The following is a 23290-nucleotide window of genomic DNA, read 5'->3' on the forward strand; positions in this document are numbered from 1 at the left end:
TTTCAACGATAGAGCAAATACTTCTGCCGGATGGCCAGAAAGCGCTGTACCGCGGGCGCCCATTGCGCCTCGATCTGCTGTGCGGAACGGCCGGCTTGCAGCGCGTTCGCGAATGTGTCGGTTCCCCAATCGGTGGCCGTGGTTTTTTCGGACAATTTCAACGTGCGCGGTGAAACCATGCGCACAGCGGTGGCAATCTCGACTGCGGTTCGCACCGACGGGAATGCTTTCGGATCGAAGACGTCGAGCTCGACGCCTGACAATTGGTCGCCCGATAGGCCGCCGAAAAACGGCGTCCAATACGCGGGCCGGAAGTACACGCCGGGAATGTTGCGCCCGTTTAATTCGTCCGCCAGGCCGTAGGCGTCGACGTTTTGTCCGCCGACATATTTGAAGGGCTTAGTCGTTCCGATCCCGCCGTTCAATCCGATACTGTCAAGCAGTCCCGTGCACGGATAGACGACGGTCGTGCTCCACTCCGGAATATTCGGCGAGGTTTGCACCCACTGCAGGCCGGTGTCCGGCCACACCATCGAACGCTTCCAGCCGACCATTTTAATGACGCGCAAGTTCGCGCCGATGCCGAACTGATTGTTGAAGAGGCGCGCAAGTTCGCCGACGGTCATGCCGTGGCGCATTGGTATCGGATAGAGGCCGATAAACGATTTGAATTTCGGATCGAGCACCGGACCCTCGACCATCGCGCCGCCGATCGGATTCGGGCGGTCGAGCACCCAGATCTCTTTGCCGAATTGTTTGGCAGCTTGCATGGCGTACGCCATCGTGGAGACGTAGGTGTACGGCCGCGCGCCGACGTCTTGGATGTCGAAAAGCAGCACGTCAACGCCCGCCAGCATCGCCGCGGTCGGATGACGTTGCGGGCCGTATAAACTGTAGACCGGCAAGCCGGTGCGCGAGTCGGTGTACGACGCCACGTACGCTCCGGCCGGCCGATCGCCGCGCAAGCCGTGCTCCGGCGAGTAGAGCGCTTTTATGCAAATGCCCGGATTCTCGCGAATCGCGTCGACGATGTGTACTAGGCGCGACGTCACGCCGGTTTGATTCGTGACTACGCCGACGCAGCGGCCGTTCAGGTCATGCCAGGCCGATTGCAGGAAGACTTCGTCGCCGAGCGTCACGCGCGCGGGCGGTAGTGATGCGCCGAGTAAAACGGAGGCGAGCAGTGCGCCGCCGAGCGCCTTAAACAAAACGGGCCTCGGCGGCCTCGGGGATTATTTTTTGTGCTCGAGCGCGCTTAAAAAGCTCGCTGACGGCCGCGATGCCTTCGTCGCCGACCTCGTCGGTGAATTCGTTCACATAGAGTTCGATGTGCTTGCGCATGATCGTCTCGTCCATCTCGTCGGCGTGTTCGCGAACGTATTTCATGACGTCTTTTTCGTTCTCGCGGGCGTAGCCGAGACTGCGCCGGATGGCCTCATTGAGCTCGGGCGCGCGCTCGGCGAGATCTTCGCGTATCAAGATCGCGCCCAGTGGTACCGGCAATTGCGTTTCGGCCTCCCACCATTCGCCCAAATCGGCGATGCTCACCAGGTCCGATTCTTTGTACGTGAAGCGCGATTCGTGAATGATGAGGCCCGCGTCTGCCGTGCCGCTGGCAACCGACTCGATGATCTTATCGAAACGCATCGAGAGCGTTTGCGGACGAGCTCCCATCGCGAGGTTCAGCAGCATGAACGCGGTCGTGCGTTCACCCGGAATGGCGATGATCTTGTCTTTGAAATCTTCCAGCGTTTTGCCCGTCCCGGGACGCGCCACCAAGAGTGGGCCGCAGCCATGACCGAGCGCGCCGCCGGCGCGCAGTACGCGATACTTGTCGTAAAGATCGGGAACAGCGCCGTAGCTGACCTTCGTCAATTCGTAGTCGCCTTGCATCGCAGAATTGTTGAGATTCTCGATATCTTCGAGTGCCACGCGAACCTCGGGCACGTCTTTTAGGAGCCCATTCGTCAGCGCGGCAAAGATGTAGGTATCGTTCGGGCATGGCGAGTAGGCAAGTGTAAGCGGTTTGTTATCCATCCTTCGTTCCTACCAGCGAAAGCAACGCGTTTAAAACGCGCTGCAGCCCGAGCACGCCGGCATCAAAATCCCAGCCGCTACGGCTGCGATCGCCGGCAATATTGGATATACCCCGAACTTCGATGGCCGGCACGCCTGCGATTTCAGCGGCGCGCAGCACGGCAAAACCCTCCATCGTTTCGATGGCGACGCCTTGCGAAGCAAGGCGAGCTGCCGTTCCGTCGATCGCGGTTACTTGCGTGACCGTCACGCCCCGCACGCTGCGAAATCCGAGTTCGACGAGGCGATCGACGAGCGCTAAATCCGAACTCGCGCGATCGACGACACTGGCGCCGTCGGGCAAACCGATTGGCGCGCCGGTTTCCAAACACAAGGCGAGCGAGTCGTCCGAAACGACGACACCCTCGCCGATCTCCGCGCAGTCCTTGAATGCGCCCGCAATGCCGGCGTTGATGACGAGCTCCGGGCGGCTTTGCGCGAGCGCGCGCGAGACCGATGCGGCGGCTTCAACCGGTCCGACGCCGGTCACCAGCATCTCGACGTGCGGCCGCGACTCGAAGAACGCCAGCTCTTTATTGACCGCGCAGGTTACCAGGATCACGGAACACCGATGAACTTATGCGTCTGGAGGGAGAGGCGGAAGCGGCCTGGGTGCGCTTTCGCGTATTCGAGCGCAAGCGCGACATTTTTCGGCTTGTTGCCTTCGGGCTGCAATAACACGCGCGGCTTGTCGGCAAAAAGTTCGAGCCACTGTTCCGGCACGCCGCCGTCTACGATAAGCTTTACCTCGTTTGCGCGTTTGGCCATGCGCGCATCAACCCGTTCCTTGGGGGAGACGCAGAGCCAGACGTCGGCCGGAAGTTCTGTCGCTATCGTTCCGTTCGATTCTATGTGCACGCGGCGTCCGTCACGCCGGAGCGCTTCGATTAGATTGGCTGCCTCGCGCTGCGCGAGCGGTTCACCGCCCGTGAGTACGACCATCGGACAATCTTTGCCCAGCTCGCGCACCTTCGCGACGACTTCGTCGACGCTCGCGAAGAACTTGAGCGAATAATCCGTATCGCAGAAATCGCATGAGAGATTGCAACCCGCCAGGCGTACGAAAACGGCGGGCGTTCCGGTGAACTCGCCTTCGCCTTGAATGCTGTAGAAGATCTCCGCGAGTTGCAGCATTTATGAAAAGTCGCTCTTGCGCAAGATGGCGCGCGCCGTGTCGGTTTCCCATAGAACGAGTTCGTCGAGCGCCGGTAGTACGGGATGCAGGCGCTTCCAAATCCACATGATGATATGCTCGCACGTTGGGTTTTCGATCGTGTCGTTGAGCGACGTATGGTCGAGCGCGTCGATGACGTGCCGGTTGACGATGGCCTCGAGCACGTCGAAATCCTCAATCATTCCGCGAGCTGCGCCCTCGGTCTGCAGCGGCCCGCGCACGGCTACCTCAAGCCGGTACGAATGGCCGTGCGGCCGTGCGCATTTTCCCAAGTGGAACGGCAGCGTGTGCGCAGCCTCAAATCTAAAACTCTTCCGGATTTGCATAATACAGGAATCGTGGGCTTGGCTATGCGCCCTCACGTGTCATCCTGAGCAGCGTTCGCAAGGCGAACGCCCCGTCGAAGGGCGCCCGAGCTTGTCGAGGGCCGCAGATTCGGAATCAAAGGGGTTAGCGAAGGTGCCTAGCAAGGCCCTCGAGTGCAAGCGGGATTGACCCCAAGTTCAGTTCGGGTGATACGAGCGACGATCATAATCGCAACTAGCGCTCTGATTATTCTCGTGGCTGTCGTGGGCGTGAATAGAAAATATCTCTTTCACTCGGAAAATTCGAGTTTGAGCATTCACGTCCTTGGCTACGACCCCAATTTGACTGCTGCTCGAGCGCAGTTTAAGAACTCCTGGGCGTTTACCCAACAATTTATGGCTCGGCATCCGTTATATGCAAGCAAGGTACGCATCACTGGAATCAGTCTTACGCGGCTTGTCAACCCGAAAACGTTACAAGTTAGCTATCGGATCGAGCGACGCATTGACATTTATGGCCGAGACTGGAATAAGCTTTATGCTTACCACAACTCACTCGGCTTAACGCAGCCGTCAACGGTGCTCGTTGAACCTGACCTGCCGCGGTTTATCTCGACGTACGGCGACTTCCTTATCATACTCACATTCGCGCTTGCCGCAATCTGCGCCGGGCCGTTGCGTTATGTTCGCGAAGGATATTTCCCAATTGGAATGCACCCGGTTACGATAAGCCTGCATCTGGCGCTTGCTGCGTCGGCTATCGTATCGCTATGGTACTTGGCCGAGCAAGAACACCCATCTCCCGCTCTGGTGTTGATACCCGGCCTGTGTGCAGCGCTGCTTATAGGCCGCTGGCTGGTCGCGACCAGAACTCAATGGACTACGGTCGTCATGGCCGGCGCATGATCCAATCGTCGGCAGCGAGCTTGCGCTCCTTTAGTTAGGAGTGCGGGGTCACGTCGAGAGCTGGCGAAACGCTAGGGCGTCATGCGCGAATTCCTCCTGGCGCTGCTCGTGGTGGCGTCTATGCCCGTATTCCCGCAAGTGCTGCCGGTGGATGCGTCGGGCGTGGTGATTCTGAAGATTGATTGCGCAGTCGCGCAGCAGAACGCGAATCGCATCGCGCAAGGGTTGGGTTTTTCGCAAGCTCGCGTAACGTGCATGGGAGGTACGGCGCGCGCGACGCTCTACGGAGCGCATGCGCCTCTCGCGGCGTCGGTACCTACTCTGATCGGCTACAGTATTGCGGAGCCGCGATCGTTTTCTCCGCCGACCATCGCAACAACGTTTCGAGTGCCGGCCGACATTCCGTGGGTTTCCACTTCCGGCGAAATAGTTGCATGGGTAAAAACCGACGCGCTCCTGCTTGAAATTCCAACAAACAATCCGTTGCCGGCTGCCTTCGCTCTTGAGAACGCGGGGATCTCTCGTAACGACATGGTAGCCGAGCGTTCGGATGAGGGAGCGTTATACATCCGTGTTCGCCCGCTAAACATTGCGCAGGTGTTGAAGATTGCGCGAATTGCCCGGCAGAGCCCTATAAACTCCTACGTCAGAACGAAAACGGCATTTGTCCGGAATTGCGACGATAAAATCGCCACGCTGACCGGCCTCGCTCTCGGCGTAGCGCGCGACCGGGCGAGCCTTATGGCGCGAGCTGCGCGGACTGCGCTGGGCACGCCTCTGGGCGTCGTCGATCCGGGCGGCTATGTTCTTGACGCGAGGTGCGACCTGGGCGCTGATGCATCGGCGAAGCAGCTTGCAGATATCGTGAATGCTTCCCCGGACGTTCGGTTTGCCAATGGGGGATTAGGGGCGACGGTCGTTCGTTCAGTCCACGTTGCGTGGCGGCTAAGATTACCGCCAAATCCCGCGGGGCAGCCGTGGAACGAGCAGCCAGACTTCAACGGGTTGTGGGATGGAACTGCTCAGGGACCGGCATTTCTCGCGGACGGTCAGCGGGCGCATGCGGATGCGGTATCTCCGCCGGATGGAATCGTTCCCGATCGCGTGACGATTCTGACTCCGGATTGGGCTTACGGTGCATTGCGGAATTCTCACTACAGGACGTCCGTGAGCCTTGTAACGGATCCGTTGCAACCGGCCGTCGTGCTGCGCGCGGCAACCACGGCAAAACTTCAGAAACGCGTCTCCGAGTTTCAGGAATACATAACGCGGTTAGCTGCACGAGTGGGAAAGCATCCTGGCTTGCAATTCTACTACAGCCGAGATGACTGCCGGCATGCTACAGATGCCGCACTATTGCGCGCAACGGGCGATGCAATCGAAGGGCTTCATGGAGCCCCTATCCGGTACTTGCAGGAGACGTCGATTTCTACGACGGGCTATGTTTCCTGTAACTACAAACCGATAGAGGGCGACGTGACGCCGAATTCGCATTTCGGCATTGACGGCGCTGCGGTCGCGTCGGTCGTTGTCGGATATTAGGCTTAGCCCAAAGTTAGAGACTTGATCATTCGCCGCTCCGGCGGCTCGCCTCCGGCGATAGTCGGATCCGGGCCGGCGTCGATGAATCCATGGCGAGCATAAAGCGCGATTGCGCGCGCGTTGTCATTCCTGACAGAGAGTACGAGCCGGTCGGCGTGCTGTTTTTCCGCCCACGGGACTATTGCTTGAATTAGCGCGTCGCCGACACCGCGTCCCCGCGCAAACGGCGCAACCCACATCGATATAAGTTCGACAGTATTCCCATCGGCAACTAAAGCGCCGACCATCCCTGCCGGCGTGCTATCAAGTAGCGCGATTATGTTAAGCGGAACGTTAGTGAAGCGTTCTCTCCAGCGGGCTTCGGTGTCACCCGCTCCTTGCCAGTCGCTTAGTGGCGCACCGAACGCATAAGGCGCCTCGCGCAGCGCTTCTAAGCGAAGGTCGCGCCATAAGCGCCAGTCGTCGGCGCTTAAGACGCTTAACGCTATCGAGCCGCTTGGCAAAGGAGCTCGATAGTATTCCCTGAGGGGTCGCGCACGTAGAGCGACAGTGACTTGCCTTGCGGGCCATCCTCGTCGCGCTCTTCGACGATCGAAACATTGTTTGAGGCGAGGTGCTCACGCAGCGCGCGCACGTCGCTAGGCGCAACCGCGAGCGCAACATGATCGACGTTGCGTCCTTTGCCTGCGGACTCTTTGGCCCACGCTCCCTCACTTGAGTCGACATCAACAAGGCCGATATGAGACGCGCCTGCGCGCAATTCGGCCATGCCGAACTGCGGCATGCGCCCCTCTAAAGCGCAACCTAGCACCGTTTCGTAGAATTTCAGCGAATCGGTCATGCCGTTAACATGGAGCAGTACGTGATCGATCCGCTCAATGGTAAATGGCGGAGCCGCCATGTTAGAGGGCGCCGCGCGGTCCCATTGATTCGAGGCGCTTCTTGAGATCCGCTAAGAAGCCGCTCGCGACGTAACCGTCCACAACCCGATGATCCAACGATAAGCAAGAGTTCATCATGTAGCGGATAGCGATCGAATCATCGTCCTGCACCATGGGGCGCTTTACGACGGTTTCCATCGTAACGATCCCGGCTTGGCCCGCATTAATGATCGGCGCAGAGGCCACCGACCCATTGGCCCCGGTGTTGTTGACCGTGAACGTTCCCTCTTTAAGATCGTCGGTCGAAAGTTTATTCTTTCGCGCGCGCTCGATGAGATCGCCGGCGGCCAGCGCAATGCCCTTGATCGAAAGCTTGTCCGCGTGCTTGATGACCGGCACGACGAGATTGGCCGGCAAGCCGATTGCGATACCGATGTTGACGTCCTTTTCGACGTAAATCGACGGGCCTTCGCTCACGAACTTTGCATTCATCAACGGAAAGACGGCGAGCGATTCGACTACCGCGCGGATGAAGAACGGAAGAAGCGTCAGCTTGACGCCGGTGTCGCGTTCGAAGCGATCTTTCTCGCGCTTGCGCCACTCCCAGACATTGGTGACGTCAACCTCGACCATCGACCACGCATGCGGCGCCGTACGGCGCGATTCGACCATGCGCTCGGCGATGATGCGGCGCATGCTGCTGAGGTGAATCGTCGTTCCCGGAATCGGATCCGCGTACGTGCTGGTGTTGCCGGGGCCCGGTTTGGCGGGCGTTCGCGGCGTTTCGGCCGGCGGCGCGGAAACGGCACCGCTCGGAACGAGCTTCGCAGCTGCTAATACGTCGTCCGCAGTAACACGCCCGTTCGCGCCCGAGCCGCGCACGTTGCGAACGTCGATATGATGCTCGCGCGCCAAACGGCGAACAGCCGGCGAGACGCCGCGCAAAGCGGCTTCTTCGCGCTGGCCGTTGCTGCGCGGTGGGACCATCGCTGGCGCGCCGGATGAAGCGGCGGCCGACTTCACCTCGAGTTGCGGAATGTTGAAGCCGGGCACGGGTTCTTGGTTGGCGCTTTCCGCCATCGCGTCGCGCGACTTGGGCGGCGCGGTGTCGCGGTCTTCCTTCGTCTCCGGCGGCTTTGTGGCCGGCGCAGCTTTACTTGCTGCTCCGACGTCGTCGATAACCGCAATCGGCGTGCCTACCGCAACGGTCGTGCCTTCTTGCACCAACAGTTCGCGAATCGTCCCGGTAATCGGTGAGGGAACTTCGGAGTTCACCTTGTCGGTCGAAACTTCCAGAAACGCTTCGTATTTTTCAACGGGCTCGCCGGCTTTCTTGAGCCAGCGCTCGACGGTACCTTCGGTGACCGTCTCGCCGAGTTGGGGCATCGTGATCGTCGTCGGCATCGTTAGAACTTCACCATGTCGCGCATCGCGTCGGCCATTTTCGCGGGCGAACTCATGTACGCTTCCTCGAGCGGCATGGCGTAGCCCATCGCGGGAACGTCGGGCGCGGCTAGCCGGCGAATCGGCGCATCCAAATCGAAGAGCGCTTCCTCGGCAACCATCGCGCTGATCTCCGCGCCGATGCCGCCGAATTTGTTGTCCTCGTGAATGACCAGCAGCTTGCGCGTCTTGCGCACGCTCTGCAAAATCAACGTCCGATCCATCGGACGGACCGAACGCAGATCGATCACTTCGACCGACATGCCTTCACTTTCGAGCTGATTCGCGGCTTCGAGCGCCCAGTGTACGTACAATCCGTACGACACGACCGTCAGCTGCGAGCCCTCTTTCTTCACGTCCGCTTTGCCGATCGGAATGACGTAATGCCCATCGGGCACCTCGCCCTTGATCAAGCGATACGTTTTCTTGTGCTCGAGGAACAACACTGGATCGGGGTCGTCGATCGCCGCGTTGAGCAAGCCTTTGACGTCGGCCGGAAATGACGGCACAACAATTTTTAAGCCGGGGACGTGATAAAAGAGGGCTTCGACCGAAACCGAGTGCGAAAGCGCGCCGCGCACGCCGCCGCCGTACGGCGTGCGGATGACCATCGGACACGTGTACTCCCCGTTGGAACGATAGCGCGTCTTGGCGGCTTCACCGACGATCTGATTGAACGACGGATAGATGAAGTCGGCGAACTGAATCTCGGCGATCGGGCGCAGGCCTTCCATGGCCATGCCGACCGCGATGCCGACGATCGACGCCTCGGCAATCGGCGTGTCGATGATGCGTTCTGTGCCGAATTCTTTGGCGAAATCTTTGGTAATCAAAAAGACGTTGCCGCGCGCGCCGACGTCTTCGCCCAAAATGACAACCCGATCGTCGTTCTTTAGCGCTTCATAGAGCGTGTCGCGCACGGCCTCAACGTTGTTGAGCACCTTCGAGGAAGAAGTCGCTACTGCCACGGTTCCCAGGCCCCTTCGTAAACATGTTTGTAAAGATCGTCGGCCGTCGGAAACGGCATCGCTTCGGCTTTGTCGGTCGCTTCGTTGGTTTCGCGCAGCACGTCTTTCTTGAACGCGGCGACTTCGTCGGCCGTAATCACGCCGGAATCCAGCAGCAAGTTCTCAAAGCGCGGCAGCGGATCGTCCTTGCGATGCTCGTCGACGTCCTCGCGCGTGCGATAGGTTAAGTCGTTGTCGTCGGTTGAGTGCGCGAGGAAGCGATAGCAGACGCCTTCGAGCAACGTCGGGCCGCCGCCGTTGCGCGCCCGGTCCATTGCGCGCTTGACCGCGTCGTAAGTCGCCAGCGGATCGAATCCGTCGAACTGCTCGCCCGGCATGCCGTAGCCTTCGGCGCGTTTGTAGATGTCGGGTTGGCCCATCTGCAGCGAAAGCGGCGTCGAGATCGCCCACTGATTGTTCTCGCACAAAAAGACGATCGGCAGTTTGTGCACGGCCGCGAAGTTCATCGACTCGTGCCACTCGCCTTCGCTGGTAGTGCCGTCGCCGAACGTCACTAGAACGGCGCGTCCGTTTTCCTTGCGATATTGCAATGCATACGCCGCACCAACGGCATGCGGAATGTGCGCGGCCAAAATCGACGAGAACGACATCAGCCCCGCGCGCTTGGAAGAATAGTGATTCGGAAACTGCCGGCCGCCGTTATGATCGGCTGCGCGCGCGAAGATCGAAAGCATGATTTCGTACGGCGTTAAGCCGATGCCGATCGACAAACCGAGATCGCGATAATACGGCGCCAGAATATCTTTGCCGCGCGCGAATGCCATGGCCGCGCCGGCTTGCAGCGCTTCGTGGCCCTCGCTGCCGAGCGCGAACGGCACCTTGCCCTGACGGTTCAGCTGAAAACCGCGATTGTCGAGCTGCCGCTGCAACAGCATCGTGCGGAAGATGGTCTTCAGTTGCTCGTCGGAAAGCCCGTGGCGTTCCAGCGATTTGCGCGTCTGCGTTGGGGTGTTGGCCATCACACCTTAAGTTATTGCCACGGCTCCCACGGACCCTCGTAAACCCGGCTGAGCAGGTCCTCAGGGCGGGGGTAGGCGACGGCCTCGGCCCGGTCGGTTGCTTCGTTGGTTTCCGCCAGAATCGAGGCTTTGAGGTCCTCGAGGCCCTGCGGTGTGAGCACGTCCTGCTCGACCAGCAGCCGCTCGAACTTCGGAACCGGGTCGTCCTTGCGCCGCTCTTCGACCTCCTCGCGCGTGCGGTAGGCGCGGTCGTCGTCGTCGGTGGTGTGCGAGAGAAAGCGGTAGCATTTGGCCTCGATCAGCGTCGGGCCGCCGCCGTGCCGCGCGCGATCCAGCGCTTCCTTCGTGACCGCATAACATGCGATGGGGTCGAAGCCGTCAACCTTAACGCCTGGCATGCCGTAGCCGGCGGCGCGCTTCCAAACGTCGGGCTGACCCATTTGCGCCGAAAGCGGCGTGCTGATCGCCCACTCGTTATTTTCGCACAGGAAAACGATCGGCAGTTTGTGCACCGCCGCGAAATTGACCGACTCGTGCCACTCGCCTTCGCTGGTTGCGCCGTCGCCGAACGTAGTGAGAACCGCGCGGCCGTGTTCTTTTTCTAACTTCAAGGCGTAAGCAGCGCCGACCGCATGCGACGTTTGCGCCGCAATCACCGAACTAATCGTATACAGGCCGAGCTTCCGGCTTGCGTAATGGTGCGGAAACTGCCGCCCGGCGCTGTGGTCTTCGACGCGCGCGAAGAGCGAGAGCATCACTTCGTATGACGTTAAGCCGATGCCGAGATCCAGCCCGAGATCGCGATAGTACGGAACCAGAATGTCCTTGCCGCGCACGAACGCCATCGCCGCGCCCGCTTGCACTGCTTCGTGCCCTTCGCTGGCCGAAGCGAACGGAATTTTTCCTTGCCGGTTGAGCGCGAAGCCGCGATTCTCCAGCGTGCGATGTAAAATCATCACACGCAGCATCGCGACGAGCTGTTCGTCGGTCAACCCGTGCCGTTCGAATTTCGATTCGGCGCCCGTTTTCGCAGTCATGGACGGGTCGTACTCGCCTGCGTCGCTAGGGAAATCCTGCGCGGTGCTGCGAACGGTTTGCGAATGAACGGGAGGGCACTTCTCGCGGCGCTGGCGTGTATTTTGCTGGGAATGCTTGCGCACGGAAAAGCAGCGGCGTCGGTGTTCTGCGATGCGGATATTGTAGGCGTCGCCTCGCTGGATGCAGTCAGGCCGGAGAATCCTCGTGTCGCCCAGCCGCGATTGGCGCTAATCTTAGGGTCGAACGACGCGGGAACATTGAATGGGGACGTAATCCTCTTAACGCCGGACGCGGCTTACAACGTGCATTTTGAAAACGTTGTAGCGGCTAAATCGCAGTCCGCGGGGCAGCCGAACATCACCAAACCGCTGTTGATCGGATTCTCGCAACCGCTAAACGTTACGTACGCGTGGGTCGACGATATCGGAATGAACGGCGCCGCGCCGCACGCTTGCCCGACCAACCCATTCGATGCAGTCTTCGGAAACGGAAACCTCGCTCCGATTCCATTTCCCTCAGTTCCAGCTGCGCTGAATCTCATTAACGTCATACCGGCAACCTTCAAGATGAATCTACCGCCAACAGATTGCGCCACACCGTACCGCCGGGCGAGGCAGACGAAGTCGGGACCCAAGGAGACGGACTATTTCGACACAAGTCAGGGCCTGAAGGCAAAGTTACTGCTGCGCGTTTCTCTTGACAGCGACGGCAAGGTGGCGGATGTCCGGGTAACTCAATCCAGCGGGAGCGCGGCGGTGGATACCGCTGCGGTAGTAAGCGCTAGCAAAGCGCAATATGCGCCGGCTATCTTCCGGTGCGTTCCCGTCGTAGGTACGGTGGACATCGATTTTGGTTATGAGGTAGTGCCGTGACGCTCCGCGGCTTGCTCGTCGGCGCCGTGCTCGCGGCGTTTTTCGTGGTCGCGGAGGCCCGAGCTCAAGCTGCGGCCGAGTTCTGTCCGGCAACACTCGTCGGCGAACCGGCGCAAGTTGACGCGACTTCGTACCGCTTTAAACTTGGCGCTATCGGCCCGCGCACGGTGAGCGGCGTGATTCGCGTGCAAACCACCAAAGGCTGGTTCGCGATCTCGTTTAACGACGTTGCGCTGACACTATTGAAGCAAGACTACAGCGACCAAGGCGCAACGTTCAGCCACGAAGATTACTTGTCGAACGATATTATCGTTAAGTTTCCGCCCGCTGCATCGGTGCTCTACTCGTATGTGGTACAGGCCGAAGCCAAAGGCGATACACTTTTGAATTGGGACCGGTACGGAACGGTCGCGTGTTCGCCGACGCCCTTCTCGCCGAAAGACAAGCGTAATCCGGCGCGGCCGATGCCGCCGCTTTCGAAGGATCCAATCGTGTTGACCGCAACGCCCGTTGCCACGCCGGTGCTGGCGACGTGCGCCGAGCCGTTCAGCGACGTGGTTACAATTAAAGCTGGAGCGTTTCACTATCCGGCGATTCTCGGACGCGACGATCCGTCCGCGCGACCGACCGGAACGACGGTCGTTGTGGTCGCAGTCGATCGAGACGGCAGCGTCGTCGACGCGTGGGTATGGGAACCGATCGGCACGCCGATGCTCGATCAGGCGGTGGTGGACGAAGCGCGCAAAGCGAAATACGCCCCCGGCAAGGCGTTCTGCGAGAACGTGCCGGGTTATTTCGTCTTGCGCTCGACCTTTGTGCAGTAGCGTCCGCTAGGGACGTTTGTTGATGTCGTCGCGGATCGACTGCGAAGCGGCGTCCGCAGCTTCCTTGGCTTTGACGATGCCTTTCTTGAAGAGCTTGGTCAGCTGATCGGCAGCTTCTTCGAGCTGCGGCTTCGTCTGATCGAGCGCTTCTTTCACTTTTTGCTTGGCTTTTTCCAGAGTCTCGTCGTTCATCGTTCCGTCACCGTAAGCACCCAACGAATGGCGCGGGCGTATTGGTCCAATTCCCGGACCGTCCGCCGCAGCCAGCCGGTTGCGCCTTTCTCATCGTCGTTACTGCGTGAGGGGGGAAGGTGTTTCGTGTAGGCCAGGGCTGTTTCCAATTGGGCTTCGATCTCGGGCCAGCGGCTGCGGAGCGACTCCTCGGAGGCATCGGGCAGCCGTTCGATGATTGGCGGCGAGGGCGCGGCCGGTTCGCGCATGGCGAATTCGAGGCGCGCCAGCGCGTAGTCCGCGCTTACACTTATAAATGAAGCCAGCAACTGCACGAGCCGCACTTCCATCTACGGGAGCGATTTCGTTCAGGGGCGAAAGGCGGCCTTTAGTGAGTTCGGTTGGAGATTTTCGACGCTACGTGATCGTCGGCAACGGTTTTGCCGGGACAACGGCGGCAGAGCAGCTGCGCAAACACGATCCGTCGTGTTCTATCACGTTGTTCACCGACGAGCCGTACACGCTCTACAACCGCATCGCGCTGCCGCCGATGCTGCGCAAACAGGTCACCGAGCAGAAAGTGATCATGCGCGATCTCGAGTGGCATGAAAAACACCAGATCGAATTGCACCTGGAGACCCGCGTCGAGCGGGTCGTTTCAGAAGAGCACGTCGTGGAGGCCGCCGGAAAATCGTATCCGTATGATGCGTTGCTGGTCGCGACAGGCGGGCGCCCCAATCCGCATCCCGCGCCCGGAAACGACGGCGCCAACGTCTACAACTTTCAGTACATGTCCGACACCAAGGCGATCTCGCAAGAGCTCGAGACGGCCAAGGCGGGCGTGGCGATCGGCGGCTCGTTCATCGCCTACGAACTTGCTGAGGCGTTCGTTTCGCGCAAGGTCGAGACGCATTGGATCATGCGCGGCCCCTACGCGCTGTCGCGCATCCTCGATGGGATCGCAGGCAACTTGATCGACGAGGCGGCCAAGACCGACGGCGTGCACATGCACTACGGCGACGAGATTTCGGAATTCGTCCGCGACAACGGCGTGGTGAAGAAGATTCGCACGAAAAAAGGCGTGGAGATCGAGGCGCAGTGCTACGGAGTCGGGCTAGGTTTGCGCATGAACACCGAAGTGCTCGACGGCAGCGGCGTGGAGACGAGCGCGAACGGGATCCTCTGCGACGACGGGCTGGAGACAAACGTCAAAGGCATCTTCGCCGCCGGCGATATCGCCGATTTCTACGATCCGATTCTGGAGATGCGCTATCGCATGGGAACCTGGAACAACGCGGGCGCGCACGGCAAGGTCGTGGCGCAAAACATGATGGGCGGCAGCGAAAAATACCACGACGTTCCCGAGTACTCAAGCCTGCTTTTCAAAGGGCAGACCATCACGCAGTTCGGCCTATCGCCGGAATATCGCGACGACATCGAAACCGTCTTCACGGTCGATGAAGAAAAGAAGTGGTACCGTGCGCTGTACTTCTGGGAAGACCGTTTGGTCGGCGGCCTGTTTCTTGGCAAAGGCAACCGCAGCGGCAAGCGCAAGTACGTCGAGGCAATTAAAGGCAAGAAGCGTTATCCAAAACCGGAGTGGGCGCCGATGCTCGAATGGACGCACGACTAAATGAAAGTATATTTCTTACGCCACGGGATCGCTGCGGAGCCTGCCGACTGGAAGGGCACCGATTACGACCGGCCGCTGACCGACGATGGCCGCAAACGGATGGGACGCGAGGCCAAGGCGATTCGAGAGCTGGATCTGGATCTGGACGCAATCGTTACGAGCCCGCTCGCTCGTGCGAGAGCGACGGCCGAAATCGTGGCGAGCGCGCTCAAGATTACGACAATTAAAGAGGACGAGCGAATCGCCGGCGATTTCGACATTTCGAGCTTGGCCGAAATTCTGCAAGATCACGCCGATGCAAAGGCTTTGATGCTTGTTGGGCACGAGCCGAGCATGAGCGCGACGATTGGCCGGTTAATCGGTGAAGCCAGGGTAAATCTCAAAAAGGGTGGTTTGGCATGCGTCGAGCTGCCGGACTGCTCAACCATGGTCGGTGAATTGCTGGCGCTGATTCCTCCGAAAGTACTGCTGCTCTAAATCTTTACTGTGGTGCCGCGCACCAATAGTGTCATGGTGAGCGCTAGTAGTGTGATGGTGAGCGCTAGTAGTGTGATGGTGAGCGCTAATAGTGTCATGGTGAGCCTGTCGAACCACGGCTGAGCGTAGTCGAAGCCCGCATGCTTGCCCTCGACTGCGCTCGGGCGCCCTTCGACCGGGCGTTCGCGATGCGAACGCCGCTCAGGATGACACCTTTAAGGTGCTCGTACAAACTGGGAGCGCTCGCGCGCTCCGTTAAATCTGCACTGTTGTGCCGCGGGCGGCCACGTGCGAATCCCAACCGTATTTCATTTTCACCAGATCGGCTAGCGACTGCGCGGAGACCGGATCGCCGTGGACGGCGTAGTAAGTTGGCTTACTCGTGCATGTGTCGAGCCATTGTTGGATTTCGTTGCGATCCGCGTGCGCGCTGTAGCCGGAAATGATGCCGGTCGTTGCGCAGACCGGCAGCACGTCGCCGTAAATTTTCACCGTCTTCGCGCCGTTGGTGATCAAGAAACCAAGTGTGCCCGGGCTTTGAAATCCCACGAACAGCACGGTGGCCTTCGGATCGGAGACGTGGTTGTGCAGATGATGCAACACGCGTCCGCCGGCGGCCATGCCGCTGGCTGAAACGATGATATGCGGGCCCTTCACGGCGTTAATCGCTTTGGATTGCTCGGTTTCCACCGCGACCGTGAGATTGTCACAGCCAAAAGGCTTCCCATCCGTTTCAAACGCGACCGGTTTGTGCCACGTCGGGTAGTCATCGAAGAGCTTATCCACTTTTGCGGCCATCGGGCTATCGAGAAAGACGGGCACCTTGGCAAGCGGCGGGTTTGTGCGCTGCAGTTGTCCGATCGAAAGCAAGATTTCTTGCGACCGCTCGACGGCAAAAGCCGGAATGACGATCGCCCCGCCGCGCGCGACGCCCGCGACAAGCATTTGCCCCAGCTGTTCGAGCGCGTCGGGCGGATGAACGCGATCGCCGTAGGTGGACTCGCACACCAGCACGTCGGCCGCGCCCATCGGCGCCGGATCGTACAGCAACGTTCGGTTGTAGCGCCCGATGTCGCCTGAGAAGATCACGCGCTTGCCTTCGACCTCGACGGTGACGAATGCCGAGCCGATGATGTGCGCCGCATTTTTGTAAAGCGCATTAAAGCCCGCGACTTGAAACGGCGTTTCAATCTCCATCGTTTTTGTTTGCTGAATCGTTTGCTGCACGTTTGAGTCGTCGTAAAACGGCGGCGGCGCGTACGGCTCTTGGTGAAAACCGCGTTTGTGCAAATGGCGCTGAAGATGCGCGGCGTCTTCGAGGACGATGCGCATCAGCGCCCGCGTCGGCGTGGCCGCAAAGATTGGCCCTCTGAAACCGTCGCGTACGAGCTTCGGCAGGTAGCCGACGTGGTCGATGTGCCCGTGCGTGATGATGACCGCGTCGAGTTGCGCCGGCGGAACCGGCAGGGGCACGCTGTTGAGGGCGACGACGTCGGAGGCCCCTTGGAAGAGGCCGCAGTCGATGAAGATTCTTTTGCCATTGCTGCTGAGCAGATGTTTGCTGCCGGTAACGGTTCCCGCCGCGCCGACAAACGTGAGCTCAGCCATTGGTTTCCTGCACGATGCGCAGACGCGGACGCGGCGGCGGCATGACGACTTGCGCGTTGCGGTCGAAGGCTTGCGCGCTCGGAATCGGTTCGCTGCGATACCGGTCGAGGCAGCGGTCGACCAGCGTCTCCGGATTGTCGTCGGACATGAGAATCGAGCCGGTGTCTTTTTGCACCAAAGCGGCGATGCGCAAGAATTCATTCGAGATGCCGCCGGAGTTGGTGAGCACACCGATGAGTTTGCCTTCGTCGTAGGCGATGCAGAACTCGCCGAGCGTTCCGCTGCGGCCGCCGACAAAAAGCACAAAGTCGGAGCTGTGGATGTTGTGCGTTTCACGGCCCATCAAACCCGAACCGGTGAAGACGATCGTGGTGTACGGCTGCAGCGGCGAGCCGTAGACGTTCACGTGCTCCTCGGGCGAGAGCGCCGGCGAAACGCCCATGCTGATCCCGTTGGCTTCATGTGCGCCCAGCACGGCTGCGTGCGGCAAGCCCGGGCAGGCGCCCGTGACGATCGTGCAGTCGCGTTCGGCGATTCGCCGTCCGAGCCGGGCTGCAAGCGCCAGCTCGGCGTCGGTAATGGAGCCTCCGGCGGACCCCATCACGCCAATCTGTATTTTCACGTGACGCGCAGATTCGGCTAAGGTATGGACTCGTCCGCCCGCGAAACGCGATTCCATGCCGGAACGTGAATCGCTCGAAGTAGACGTGCTCTTCGTGGGCGCCGGCCCGGCCAGTCTGGCGGGGGCGATTCGATTGATGCAGCTGGCGAAAGCTGCCGGCCGCGAGTTGGAAGTTCTCGTAATCGACAAGGGCGGCGAGATCGGCAGTCACGGGATCTCCGGCGCTGTAATGGATCCGAAAGCGCTCGACGAGCTTTTGCCGGATTGGCGCGGCGAAGCACCGGTTGAATCCGAAGTCACGAGCGATCAACTCTGGTTCCTTACCGAAAAGTCGAAGATCAGAGCGCCGATCAATCCGCCGATGCTCAACAATCGCGGCAAGTACGTTGCATCGCTGCAGAAGATGGTCAAGTGGTTGGGCGCAAAGGCTGAAACGGCCGGCGCACAAGTCTTTCCGGCGTTTCCGGGTCAAGAGTTGTTGTGGGACGGCGATCGCGTGATCGGCGTGCGCATCGGAGACAAGGGTTTGGACAAGGACGGCAATCCGAAACCAAACTACGAACCTGGCGCGGACATCCTTGCGAAGATCGTCGTGCTGGGCGAAGGTCCGCGCGGGACGTTGGTAAAACAGGCGACGCCGCGTTTGAAGCTCGATGCCGGAAAAGAACCGCAAGTGTACGCCGCTGGTATCAAAGAACTCTGGCAATGTCCGCCCGGCCGCGTGCAGCCCGGCAGCGTGATTCATACGCTGGGCTACCCGCTGCCGTCCGAGACATTCGGCGGCGGCTTCATCTACGGCATGCAGAACGACATTCTCGACGTCGGCTTCGTGACGGGACTTGATTACCGCAACCCGACCACCGACCCGCAAAACGAACTGCAGCGTTTCAAACTGCACCCTGCGGTTCGCGCGCTGCTGCAAGACGCCAAACTCGTTCGTTACGGCGCCAAAGCAATTCCCGAGGGCGGACTCTTTGCGATGCCGCGTATGTACGGCGACGGGCTGCTGATTATCGGCGACTCGGCCGGGTTCTTGAACGGCATGCGACTGAAGGGCATCCATTTGGCGATGAAATCGGGGATGCTTGCGGCCGAAACGATCTTTGAGGCCGTGCAAGCCGGAAATTACAGTGCTCAGCAGCTCTCTACGATCGAAAGCAAATTCAAAGACTCGTGGGCCTACAAAGAACTCTTCGCCGCGCGCAATTTCCATCAAGGCTTCGAGGGCGGCCTGATTGCGGGTATGCTGAACGTGAGCCTCGGCATGGTGACCGGCGGACGCGGGTTCGGCGTCAAGAACCAATTGCACGGAACTGCCGGCTACGCGCGCATGGAAAAAGCCGGCTACAAACCTAAGGAGACGCCGCGCGCGAAGATCGATAACGTTGTGACGTTTGGAAAACTGACGGACGTCTACAACAGCGGCGTAACGCACGACGAGAATCAGCCCAGCCATTTGAAGGTCGCGGATTTCGATATCTGCCGCGATCGCTGCACGGTCGAATACGGGAATCCATGCCAGTATTTCTGCCCGGCGCAAGTCTACGAGCCGTTTTACGAAAAGAAGGACGGGCACGTTGAAGGCCGCCTGCAGATTAACTTTACGAATTGCGTGCACTGCAAGACATGCGACATTATGGACCCGTACCAAATCATCACTTGGGTTCCCCCACAAGGCGGGGAGGGCCCAGTCTACACCAATATGTAAACGGTCGAGTGATGAAGGCGACGATTAACGGCGAGCCGCGCGACCTTCCCGACGGACTGACGGTGAAGGCCTTGCTGGCGCACATCTCGGCGCCGGAGCGCGGCATCGCGGTTGCCAAGAACGATCGCGTCGTGCGGCGCGCCGAGTTTCCGGAAGAAGTCGTGCAAGACGGCGATCGCATCGAGATCATCCGGGCGGTGGCCGGTGGATAGCATGCAAGACATCCTGCGAATCGGAAAGCACGAATTTACGTCGCGGCTCATTGTCGGCTCGGGAAAGTACCCGTCGCTGGACGTGATGCAGGCCGCGCACGCCGCCAGCGGCACGCAAATGGTGACCGTTGCGATCCGCCGCATCAACCTCGATGACAAGAGCGGCAAGACCCTTTTGGATTACATCGACCGTACGCGTTACACAATCTTGCCGAATACGGCGGGATGTTATAGCGCGAAAGAGGCCGTGCTGACGGCCCAATTGGCGCGCGAGCTCGTCGAAACGGATTTGATTAAACTTGAAGTGATCGGCGACGCCGACACACTCTATCCCGACACACGCGAAACACTCGCGGCCGCAGCAGAACTCGTCCGCGACGGATTCACCGTGCTGCCGTACGTGATCGACGATCCGGTCGCATGCAAGCAACTTGAAGAAGAAGGCTGCGCCGCCGTGATGCCGCTGGCAGCGCCGATCGGCAGCGGCCTTGGAGTTTGCAATCCGTATTCGATTCGCATCATCAAAGAGCGCGCGAAGGTGCCGGTAATCGTGGACGCCGGCGTCGGAACAGCCAGCGATGCGGCGATTGCGATGGAGTTAGGCGTCGATGCGGTGCTCATGAACACCGGAATTGCCGCCGCCAAAGAGCCGGTGCTCATGGCTGAAGCAATGAAACGCGCAATTGAAGCGGGACGCTTGGCATTTCTCGCCGGCCGGATGGAGAAGCGGCTCTACGCCAACGCGTCGAGCCCGATGCGCGATTTAATCAGCGTAGAACCTAGCTCGTAAGTTTCAAGAACTGCGAATAGCTCGCACGAACCAATGCATCACGCCGTGAAGTGGCTGAGCGTGTGCCCATTGGCCGATGATGTCATCGGCGGCAGTTTCCTGAATGGATTCGACGCTAAATCGTCCCCCCAAAAGCGCGCGTAATTCCTCGTTTGTAAAATAGACGTGCGGGACGCCGGCCTCATCGCCGTCCTCGGCGGCAAAGACGTGTTTCGAGATTCGGATGCCCTTGCCGAATCGCGCGTCGCGCGTTGAGGCGAACGTGGCATGAAGGGGCGCGGCGCGTTTTAGGCTGCGCGCCACCGAATCGAGCGTGGCGGCGACAGTCCCGGGAGTTCCGTGCAGCAGCGCGTGGGTGCTGAGCGCGCCGTCGTAGTATTCCTCGCGAGCCGTAAGCGGCGCGTCGTCGGCCAGGGCTTCGACTTCAAAACCGGCCGCCTGTAACGCTTCGGTATTGCGGCCGCTGCCCGCGCCGATCTCCAAAATCCGCGCGTGCGGAACGGTGCGCAGTCGCGCGATCAGCGAGATCGCGAGCGGATGTGCGCGGCGGAGCTTCTCGTCGCCTGCCGAAGATTCGCTCATGCGTGAGCTGCCTTTGATTATTGTCGTTGGCGGCGATGACCTTGCCCTGCGCGTCTGCGACGAACTGCGCGCGACGCGCGGCCACGACGTCGTTCAGCTCTGGCCCGCCGGCGACGATGCGCTGCGCGAGGCGGGCGTGCCGGAAGCGGTGTGTATTATCCCGGTCTCCAGCGACGACCGGCTGAATTTGCAGATTGCGCTCAAGGCCCGCGAGATCAACCCGAAGATCCGCATCGTGCTGCGCCAGTTCAATCGCGCGCTGGGGCACAAGATCGAGCAGAACCTTGCGGATTGCTCGGCGATATCCCCGGCGGCCCACGCCGCCGCGACGTATGCGGGCGCGTCGGTCGATCCCGCTTGCGTTTACGCATTACAGTTTCCGGACGTGGACGGACCGCTGCTCGGGTTTTCGGAGCGATTCGCGCGCGACTTCGGCTTGCGCGACACGACCGTGGGCGAAGTCGAGCGCCGCTTAGGAGTGCGCGTCGTAACGGTGAACGACGTCGTCGCGCCGGAGCGCTCGGTCGCGATCTCGCGCGACGATCGCATCGTGGCCTTCGGTCCGATGGAGACGCTCCAGCACGCATGGCGGCGGCGGCGCAGCGCTCGTCCGCAATTCCGCCGGCGGCGCGCTTGGCTCGCAGACATGCTCCGCGCGGCGGCGCGCTACGAGCCGCTGCTCATCTACACGTTTGCGTTTGCCTTTCTGCTCTTTCTGGCCGGCTCGCTATATTTCACGTTCCAACTGCACCTCTCGTTCATCGAGGCGATGTACTTTACGGCATCAACGATGTTCACGGTGGGCTATGGCGACATCACGCCCTATAATCGGCACGGCGGAACCCTCTCGCTCTTTGTTGCGATGGCGGTAATGCTCGGCGGCGTCACAATCGCCGGCGTGTTTATCGCATCGATCGCATCTGCGTTCAGCCGCGCACAGGAAACCGCGCTGCAAGGTTTGCGCCGCGTTCGCGCCGAGGATCACGTCGTTGTGTGCGGTGCGGGCAACACAGGGACGCGCGTGGTCGACTTCTTGCTCGGCATGCAGCAGCGCGTTGTCGTGCTCGAACAAAGCCCGAATACGCTGGTGCTCGAACTGGCTCGCACGCGGCGTATCGACTTGCTTACCGGCGATGCGACAAGCGACGACACCCTGGAGTTCTGCGACCTCGATTCGGCGCTGAGTTTTGTGGCCGTTACGGACAGCGATACTTCGAATCTCGAGGCTGCCCTCGGAGCGCTCGTGCAAAATCCGCAGATTCCGGTCGTTGTGCGAATTAACGATCCGGATTTCTCGCGCCTCATCGAACGAAACTTCAATATTGCCAAATCGTTCTCGGCGAGCGAACTCACGGCTCCGATGATCGCGGGCCTGGCGCGTTTCCCTGGGACGCGGGGTCGCGTGGCTTTTGCAGGCGAGAGCTTCAACGTCGGTGTGCGCAGCGCGTCGGACCGCCTTCCGCGCGCCGAAGGGACAGTTCCGCTATACGCGTGGGGAGCCGGAAGGCTGCGCCCGATTCGGGACTTTGCCGAGATGGAGCCCGACGACCGGCTGCTCTACATCGTGCCCCTCTCGCAGTTCAAGGCGGACTAGCCGCTGGCAATTGGGAATATCTCCTCCATGCTAACTGAAGGCGCCAAAATGCCGGAGCTCGACGTCGTTGACGACGAGGGCAGAAAATTCAACACCCGCGAGCTGCTCGGCAAGCCGCTCGTCTTATGGTTTTATCCCAAAGACGACACACCGGGTTGAACGAGCGAGGGCTCGCAGTTTCGCGACGCCATCGACCGGTTCAAGGCGAAGAACGCGCAGATTGTCGGAGTTAGTAAAGACTCCGTCGCCAGCCATCAAAAATTCAAGGCCAAATACTCGTTGCCGTTTCCGCTCATCGCAGACACGGACCACAAGATGTACGATGCGTTTGGCGTGGACGCGCGCACGACGTTTCTGATCAACGCGGACGGCACGATCCGCAAAGTGTGGCCGAAGGTTAGCGTTGCCGGCCACGCCGAGGACGTTTACAACTCTTTACCTTAGGTACGTCTTGCCGTCCCAAGGTTTGTCGAAGCACTTGTGAACAATGAACGCCGCGTTCTTATAAGCCGGCTTCAATATCTGAAGCCGCCGAATCGCGCGCGTGACAGCAACTGACGTCGAAACATTTTGGCCGAGATAACCAAATATGTCCCCCGCTCTCGACCCCGGAACCGTGAAGATGATTTGCCCCTCGTAAGGAAAGACATAGGTTTGGCCGGTTTTGAGCGTTCCGATCATCGCTACGAGCGAAGGATATGTGCCAGCGGGAGAAATCCATTTGAGATCGGCTACGATGCCTATACGCGGGCCTGCTTGAGCGAGGCCTTGCCCGACGAACATGCTGTCGCGCCCCGTAACGGGACACTGCGAGCCGTAGTGAGCAACCGGAAGGGTTGTGGCGA

27 protein-coding genes are annotated in these 23290 nt (G+C 60.1%); 11 read left to right on the forward strand and 16 right to left on the reverse strand.

What is annotated here, in order from left to right:
- Window positions 1–2: 2 nt before the first annotated feature.
- From VFO29_02115 to queD, 5 genes are read right to left on the reverse strand one after another with little or no spacing between them, the layout of a single operon-like run.
- Window positions 3–1208 (reverse strand): DUF1343 domain-containing protein, encoded by a 1206-nt coding sequence (locus tag VFO29_02115; protein ID HET9392308.1) that lies wholly within the window; start codon window positions 1206–1208, stop codon window positions 3–5.
- Window positions 1201–2037: a 1,4-dihydroxy-6-naphthoate synthase gene (locus tag VFO29_02120; protein ID HET9392309.1), complete on the reverse strand. Its 837-nt coding sequence runs from the start codon at window positions 2035–2037 to the stop codon at window positions 1201–1203. The genes VFO29_02115 and VFO29_02120 overlap by 8 nt, the downstream gene beginning before the upstream one ends.
- Window positions 2030–2638 carry a futalosine hydrolase gene (gene mqnB / locus VFO29_02125; GenBank protein HET9392310.1) on the reverse strand — a complete coding sequence of 203 codons (609 nt, stop codon included), beginning with the start codon at window positions 2636–2638 and terminating at the stop codon, window positions 2030–2032. Before mqnB ends, VFO29_02120 begins: the two co-directional genes overlap by 8 nt.
- Window positions 2635–3210, reverse strand: coding sequence for a 7-carboxy-7-deazaguanine synthase QueE (locus tag VFO29_02130; protein HET9392311.1), 576 nt, complete (start codon window positions 3208–3210; stop codon window positions 2635–2637). The genes mqnB and VFO29_02130 overlap by 4 nt, the downstream gene beginning before the upstream one ends.
- Entirely contained in the window at window positions 3211–3576 is a 366-nt protein-coding gene (gene queD / locus VFO29_02135; protein HET9392312.1) for a 6-carboxytetrahydropterin synthase QueD, read from the reverse strand.
- A gap of 288 nt (window positions 3577–3864) precedes the next feature.
- Here queD and VFO29_02140 point away from each other — a divergent pair, with 288 nt between their 5' ends.
- Window positions 3865–4461, forward strand: coding sequence for a hypothetical protein (locus VFO29_02140; GenBank protein HET9392313.1), 597 nt, complete (start codon window positions 3865–3867; stop codon window positions 4459–4461).
- An 81-nt stretch (window positions 4462–4542) separates the two neighbouring features.
- On the forward strand, window positions 4543–6003 hold the full coding sequence (locus VFO29_02145; protein HET9392314.1) for a hypothetical protein: 1461 nt from the start codon (window positions 4543–4545) through the stop codon (window positions 6001–6003).
- A 2-nt stretch (window positions 6004–6005) separates the two neighbouring features.
- On the opposite strand, the gene VFO29_02150 is transcribed toward VFO29_02145, so the two are convergent.
- The 6 genes from VFO29_02150 to VFO29_02175 are packed head-to-tail and all read right to left on the reverse strand — an operon-like array spanning window position 6006 to window position 11351.
- Window positions 6006–6506, reverse strand: a complete 501-nt coding sequence (locus tag VFO29_02150; GenBank protein ID HET9392315.1) for a GNAT family N-acetyltransferase — start codon at window positions 6504–6506, stop codon at window positions 6006–6008.
- Entirely contained in the window at window positions 6488–6904 is a 417-nt protein-coding gene (locus VFO29_02155) for a VOC family protein (GenBank protein ID HET9392316.1), read from the reverse strand. Before VFO29_02155 ends, VFO29_02150 begins: the two co-directional genes overlap by 19 nt.
- Window position 6905: 1 nt before the next feature.
- Window positions 6906–8288: a dihydrolipoamide acetyltransferase family protein gene (locus VFO29_02160; GenBank protein ID HET9392317.1), complete on the reverse strand. Its 1383-nt coding sequence runs from the start codon at window positions 8286–8288 to the stop codon at window positions 6906–6908.
- 2 nt (window positions 8289–8290) lie between these two features.
- Window positions 8291–9295 (reverse strand): alpha-ketoacid dehydrogenase subunit beta, encoded by a 1005-nt coding sequence (locus VFO29_02165; GenBank protein ID HET9392318.1) that lies wholly within the window; start codon window positions 9293–9295, stop codon window positions 8291–8293.
- Complete coding sequence (locus tag VFO29_02170) at window positions 9286–10314, reverse strand: thiamine pyrophosphate-dependent dehydrogenase E1 component subunit alpha (GenBank protein HET9392319.1); 1029 nt, start codon at window positions 10312–10314, stop codon at window positions 9286–9288. The genes VFO29_02165 and VFO29_02170 overlap by 10 nt, the downstream gene beginning before the upstream one ends.
- Window positions 10315–10325: 11 nt before the next feature.
- Window positions 10326–11351 (reverse strand): thiamine pyrophosphate-dependent dehydrogenase E1 component subunit alpha, encoded by a 1026-nt coding sequence (locus VFO29_02175; protein HET9392320.1) that lies wholly within the window; start codon window positions 11349–11351, stop codon window positions 10326–10328.
- 63 nt (window positions 11352–11414) lie between these two features.
- Here VFO29_02175 and VFO29_02180 point away from each other — a divergent pair, with 63 nt between their 5' ends.
- Together VFO29_02180 and VFO29_02185 are read left to right on the forward strand one after the other, a co-directional pair.
- Window positions 11415–12224 carry an energy transducer TonB gene (locus tag VFO29_02180; GenBank protein HET9392321.1) on the forward strand — a complete coding sequence of 270 codons (810 nt, stop codon included), beginning with the start codon at window positions 11415–11417 and terminating at the stop codon, window positions 12222–12224.
- Window positions 12221–13048 (forward strand): energy transducer TonB, encoded by an 828-nt coding sequence (locus VFO29_02185; protein HET9392322.1) that lies wholly within the window; start codon window positions 12221–12223, stop codon window positions 13046–13048. Before VFO29_02180 ends, VFO29_02185 begins: the two co-directional genes overlap by 4 nt.
- A gap of 6 nt (window positions 13049–13054) precedes the next feature.
- On the opposite strand, the gene VFO29_02190 is transcribed toward VFO29_02185, so the two are convergent.
- Together VFO29_02190 and VFO29_02195 are read right to left on the reverse strand one after the other, a co-directional pair.
- A complete protein-coding gene (locus VFO29_02190) occupies window positions 13055–13240 on the reverse strand; it encodes a hypothetical protein (GenBank protein ID HET9392323.1) in 186 nt (61 codons plus the stop codon).
- Window positions 13237–13569, reverse strand: a complete 333-nt coding sequence (locus VFO29_02195) for a hypothetical protein (protein HET9392324.1) — start codon at window positions 13567–13569, stop codon at window positions 13237–13239. Before VFO29_02195 ends, VFO29_02190 begins: the two co-directional genes overlap by 4 nt.
- A 41-nt stretch (window positions 13570–13610) precedes the next feature.
- On the opposite strand from VFO29_02195, the gene VFO29_02200 reads away from it, so the two are divergent.
- Together VFO29_02200 and sixA are read left to right on the forward strand one after the other, a co-directional pair.
- Window positions 13611–14852, forward strand: a complete 1242-nt coding sequence (locus VFO29_02200; protein ID HET9392325.1) for an FAD-dependent oxidoreductase — start codon at window positions 13611–13613, stop codon at window positions 14850–14852.
- The gene (gene sixA, locus VFO29_02205) at window positions 14853–15329 is read left to right on the forward strand and encodes a phosphohistidine phosphatase SixA (GenBank protein HET9392326.1); all 477 of its coding nucleotides are present in this window, start codon (window positions 14853–14855) and stop codon (window positions 15327–15329) included.
- Between the two features lie 255 nt (window positions 15330–15584).
- Here sixA and VFO29_02210 read toward each other — a convergent pair whose 3' ends face one another.
- Both VFO29_02210 and VFO29_02215 read right to left on the reverse strand, forming a co-directional pair.
- Entirely contained in the window at window positions 15585–16937 is a 1353-nt protein-coding gene (locus tag VFO29_02210) for an MBL fold metallo-hydrolase (GenBank protein ID HET9392327.1), read from the reverse strand.
- On the reverse strand, window positions 16930–17559 hold the full coding sequence (locus VFO29_02215) for a hypothetical protein (protein HET9392328.1): 630 nt from the start codon (window positions 17557–17559) through the stop codon (window positions 16930–16932). Before VFO29_02215 ends, VFO29_02210 begins: the two co-directional genes overlap by 8 nt.
- A 55-nt stretch (window positions 17560–17614) precedes the next feature.
- Between VFO29_02215 and VFO29_02220 the strand changes: the two genes are divergently transcribed.
- From VFO29_02220 to VFO29_02230, 3 genes are read left to right on the forward strand one after another with little or no spacing between them, the layout of a single operon-like run.
- Complete coding sequence (locus VFO29_02220; GenBank protein HET9392329.1) at window positions 17615–19267, forward strand: electron transfer flavoprotein-ubiquinone oxidoreductase; 1653 nt, start codon at window positions 17615–17617, stop codon at window positions 19265–19267.
- Window positions 19268–19278: 11 nt separating this feature from the next.
- On the forward strand, window positions 19279–19479 hold the full coding sequence (gene thiS / locus VFO29_02225; protein HET9392330.1) for a sulfur carrier protein ThiS: 201 nt from the start codon (window positions 19279–19281) through the stop codon (window positions 19477–19479).
- 1 nt (window position 19480) lies between these two features.
- Entirely contained in the window at window positions 19481–20269 is a 789-nt protein-coding gene (locus VFO29_02230; GenBank protein HET9392331.1) for a thiazole synthase, read from the forward strand.
- A gap of 3 nt (window positions 20270–20272) precedes the next feature.
- On the opposite strand, the gene VFO29_02235 is transcribed toward VFO29_02230, so the two are convergent.
- Window positions 20273–20851: a class I SAM-dependent methyltransferase gene (locus VFO29_02235; protein HET9392332.1), complete on the reverse strand. Its 579-nt coding sequence runs from the start codon at window positions 20849–20851 to the stop codon at window positions 20273–20275.
- On the opposite strand from VFO29_02235, the gene VFO29_02240 reads away from it, so the two are divergent.
- Together VFO29_02240 and VFO29_02245 are read left to right on the forward strand one after the other, a co-directional pair.
- Entirely contained in the window at window positions 20850–22445 is a 1596-nt protein-coding gene (locus tag VFO29_02240) for an NAD-binding protein (GenBank protein ID HET9392333.1), read from the forward strand. The two genes, VFO29_02235 and VFO29_02240, sit on opposite strands and share 2 nt — an antisense overlap.
- Before the next feature lie 48 nt (window positions 22446–22493).
- Window positions 22494–22889, forward strand: coding sequence for a peroxiredoxin (locus VFO29_02245; protein HET9392334.1), 396 nt, complete (start codon window positions 22494–22496; stop codon window positions 22887–22889).
- Window positions 22890–23290 lie beyond the last annotated feature (401 nt).

The sequence above is a fragment of the Candidatus Rubrimentiphilum sp. genome (assembly GCA_035710515.1).
In the GTDB taxonomy this organism is placed as follows: domain Bacteria; phylum Vulcanimicrobiota; class Vulcanimicrobiia; order Vulcanimicrobiales; family Vulcanimicrobiaceae; genus Rubrimentiphilum.

Excerpts from the sequence above, each read along its gene's own strand:
- VFO29_02220 (HET9392329.1), top strand. The coding sequence starts at position 17,615 with ATGCCGGAACGTGAATCGCTCGAAGTAGACGTGCTCTTCGTGGGCGCC.
- VFO29_02130 (HET9392311.1), bottom strand. The coding sequence starts at position 3,210 with ATGCTGCAACTCGCGGAGATCTTCTACAGCATTCAAGGCGAAGGCGAG.
- VFO29_02180 (HET9392321.1), top strand. The coding sequence starts at position 11,415 with ATGAACGGGAGGGCACTTCTCGCGGCGCTGGCGTGTATTTTGCTGGGA.
- VFO29_02145 (HET9392314.1), top strand. The coding sequence starts at position 4,543 with ATGCGCGAATTCCTCCTGGCGCTGCTCGTGGTGGCGTCTATGCCCGTA.
- thiS (HET9392330.1), top strand. The coding sequence starts at position 19,279 with ATGAAGGCGACGATTAACGGCGAGCCGCGCGACCTTCCCGACGGACTG.
- VFO29_02195 (HET9392324.1), bottom strand. The coding sequence starts at position 13,569 with ATGGAAGTGCGGCTCGTGCAGTTGCTGGCTTCATTTATAAGTGTAAGC.
- VFO29_02235 (HET9392332.1), bottom strand. The coding sequence starts at position 20,851 with ATGAGCGAATCTTCGGCAGGCGACGAGAAGCTCCGCCGCGCACATCCG.
- VFO29_02175 (HET9392320.1), bottom strand. The coding sequence starts at position 11,351 with ATGACTGCGAAAACGGGCGCCGAATCGAAATTCGAACGGCACGGGTTG.
- VFO29_02240 (HET9392333.1), top strand. The coding sequence starts at position 20,850 with ATGCGTGAGCTGCCTTTGATTATTGTCGTTGGCGGCGATGACCTTGCC.
- VFO29_02120 (HET9392309.1), bottom strand. The coding sequence starts at position 2,037 with ATGGATAACAAACCGCTTACACTTGCCTACTCGCCATGCCCGAACGAT.
- VFO29_02210 (HET9392327.1), bottom strand. The coding sequence starts at position 16,937 with ATGGCTGAGCTCACGTTTGTCGGCGCGGCGGGAACCGTTACCGGCAGC.
- queD (HET9392312.1), bottom strand. The coding sequence starts at position 3,576 with ATGCAAATCCGGAAGAGTTTTAGATTTGAGGCTGCGCACACGCTGCCG.
- VFO29_02170 (HET9392319.1), bottom strand. The coding sequence starts at position 10,314 with ATGGCCAACACCCCAACGCAGACGCGCAAATCGCTGGAACGCCACGGG.
- sixA (HET9392326.1), top strand. The coding sequence starts at position 14,853 with ATGAAAGTATATTTCTTACGCCACGGGATCGCTGCGGAGCCTGCCGAC.
- VFO29_02155 (HET9392316.1), bottom strand. The coding sequence starts at position 6,904 with ATGGCGGCTCCGCCATTTACCATTGAGCGGATCGATCACGTACTGCTC.
- VFO29_02230 (HET9392331.1), top strand. The coding sequence starts at position 19,481 with ATGCAAGACATCCTGCGAATCGGAAAGCACGAATTTACGTCGCGGCTC.
- VFO29_02160 (HET9392317.1), bottom strand. The coding sequence starts at position 8,288 with ATGCCGACGACGATCACGATGCCCCAACTCGGCGAGACGGTCACCGAA.
- VFO29_02190 (HET9392323.1), bottom strand. The coding sequence starts at position 13,240 with ATGAACGACGAGACTCTGGAAAAAGCCAAGCAAAAAGTGAAAGAAGCG.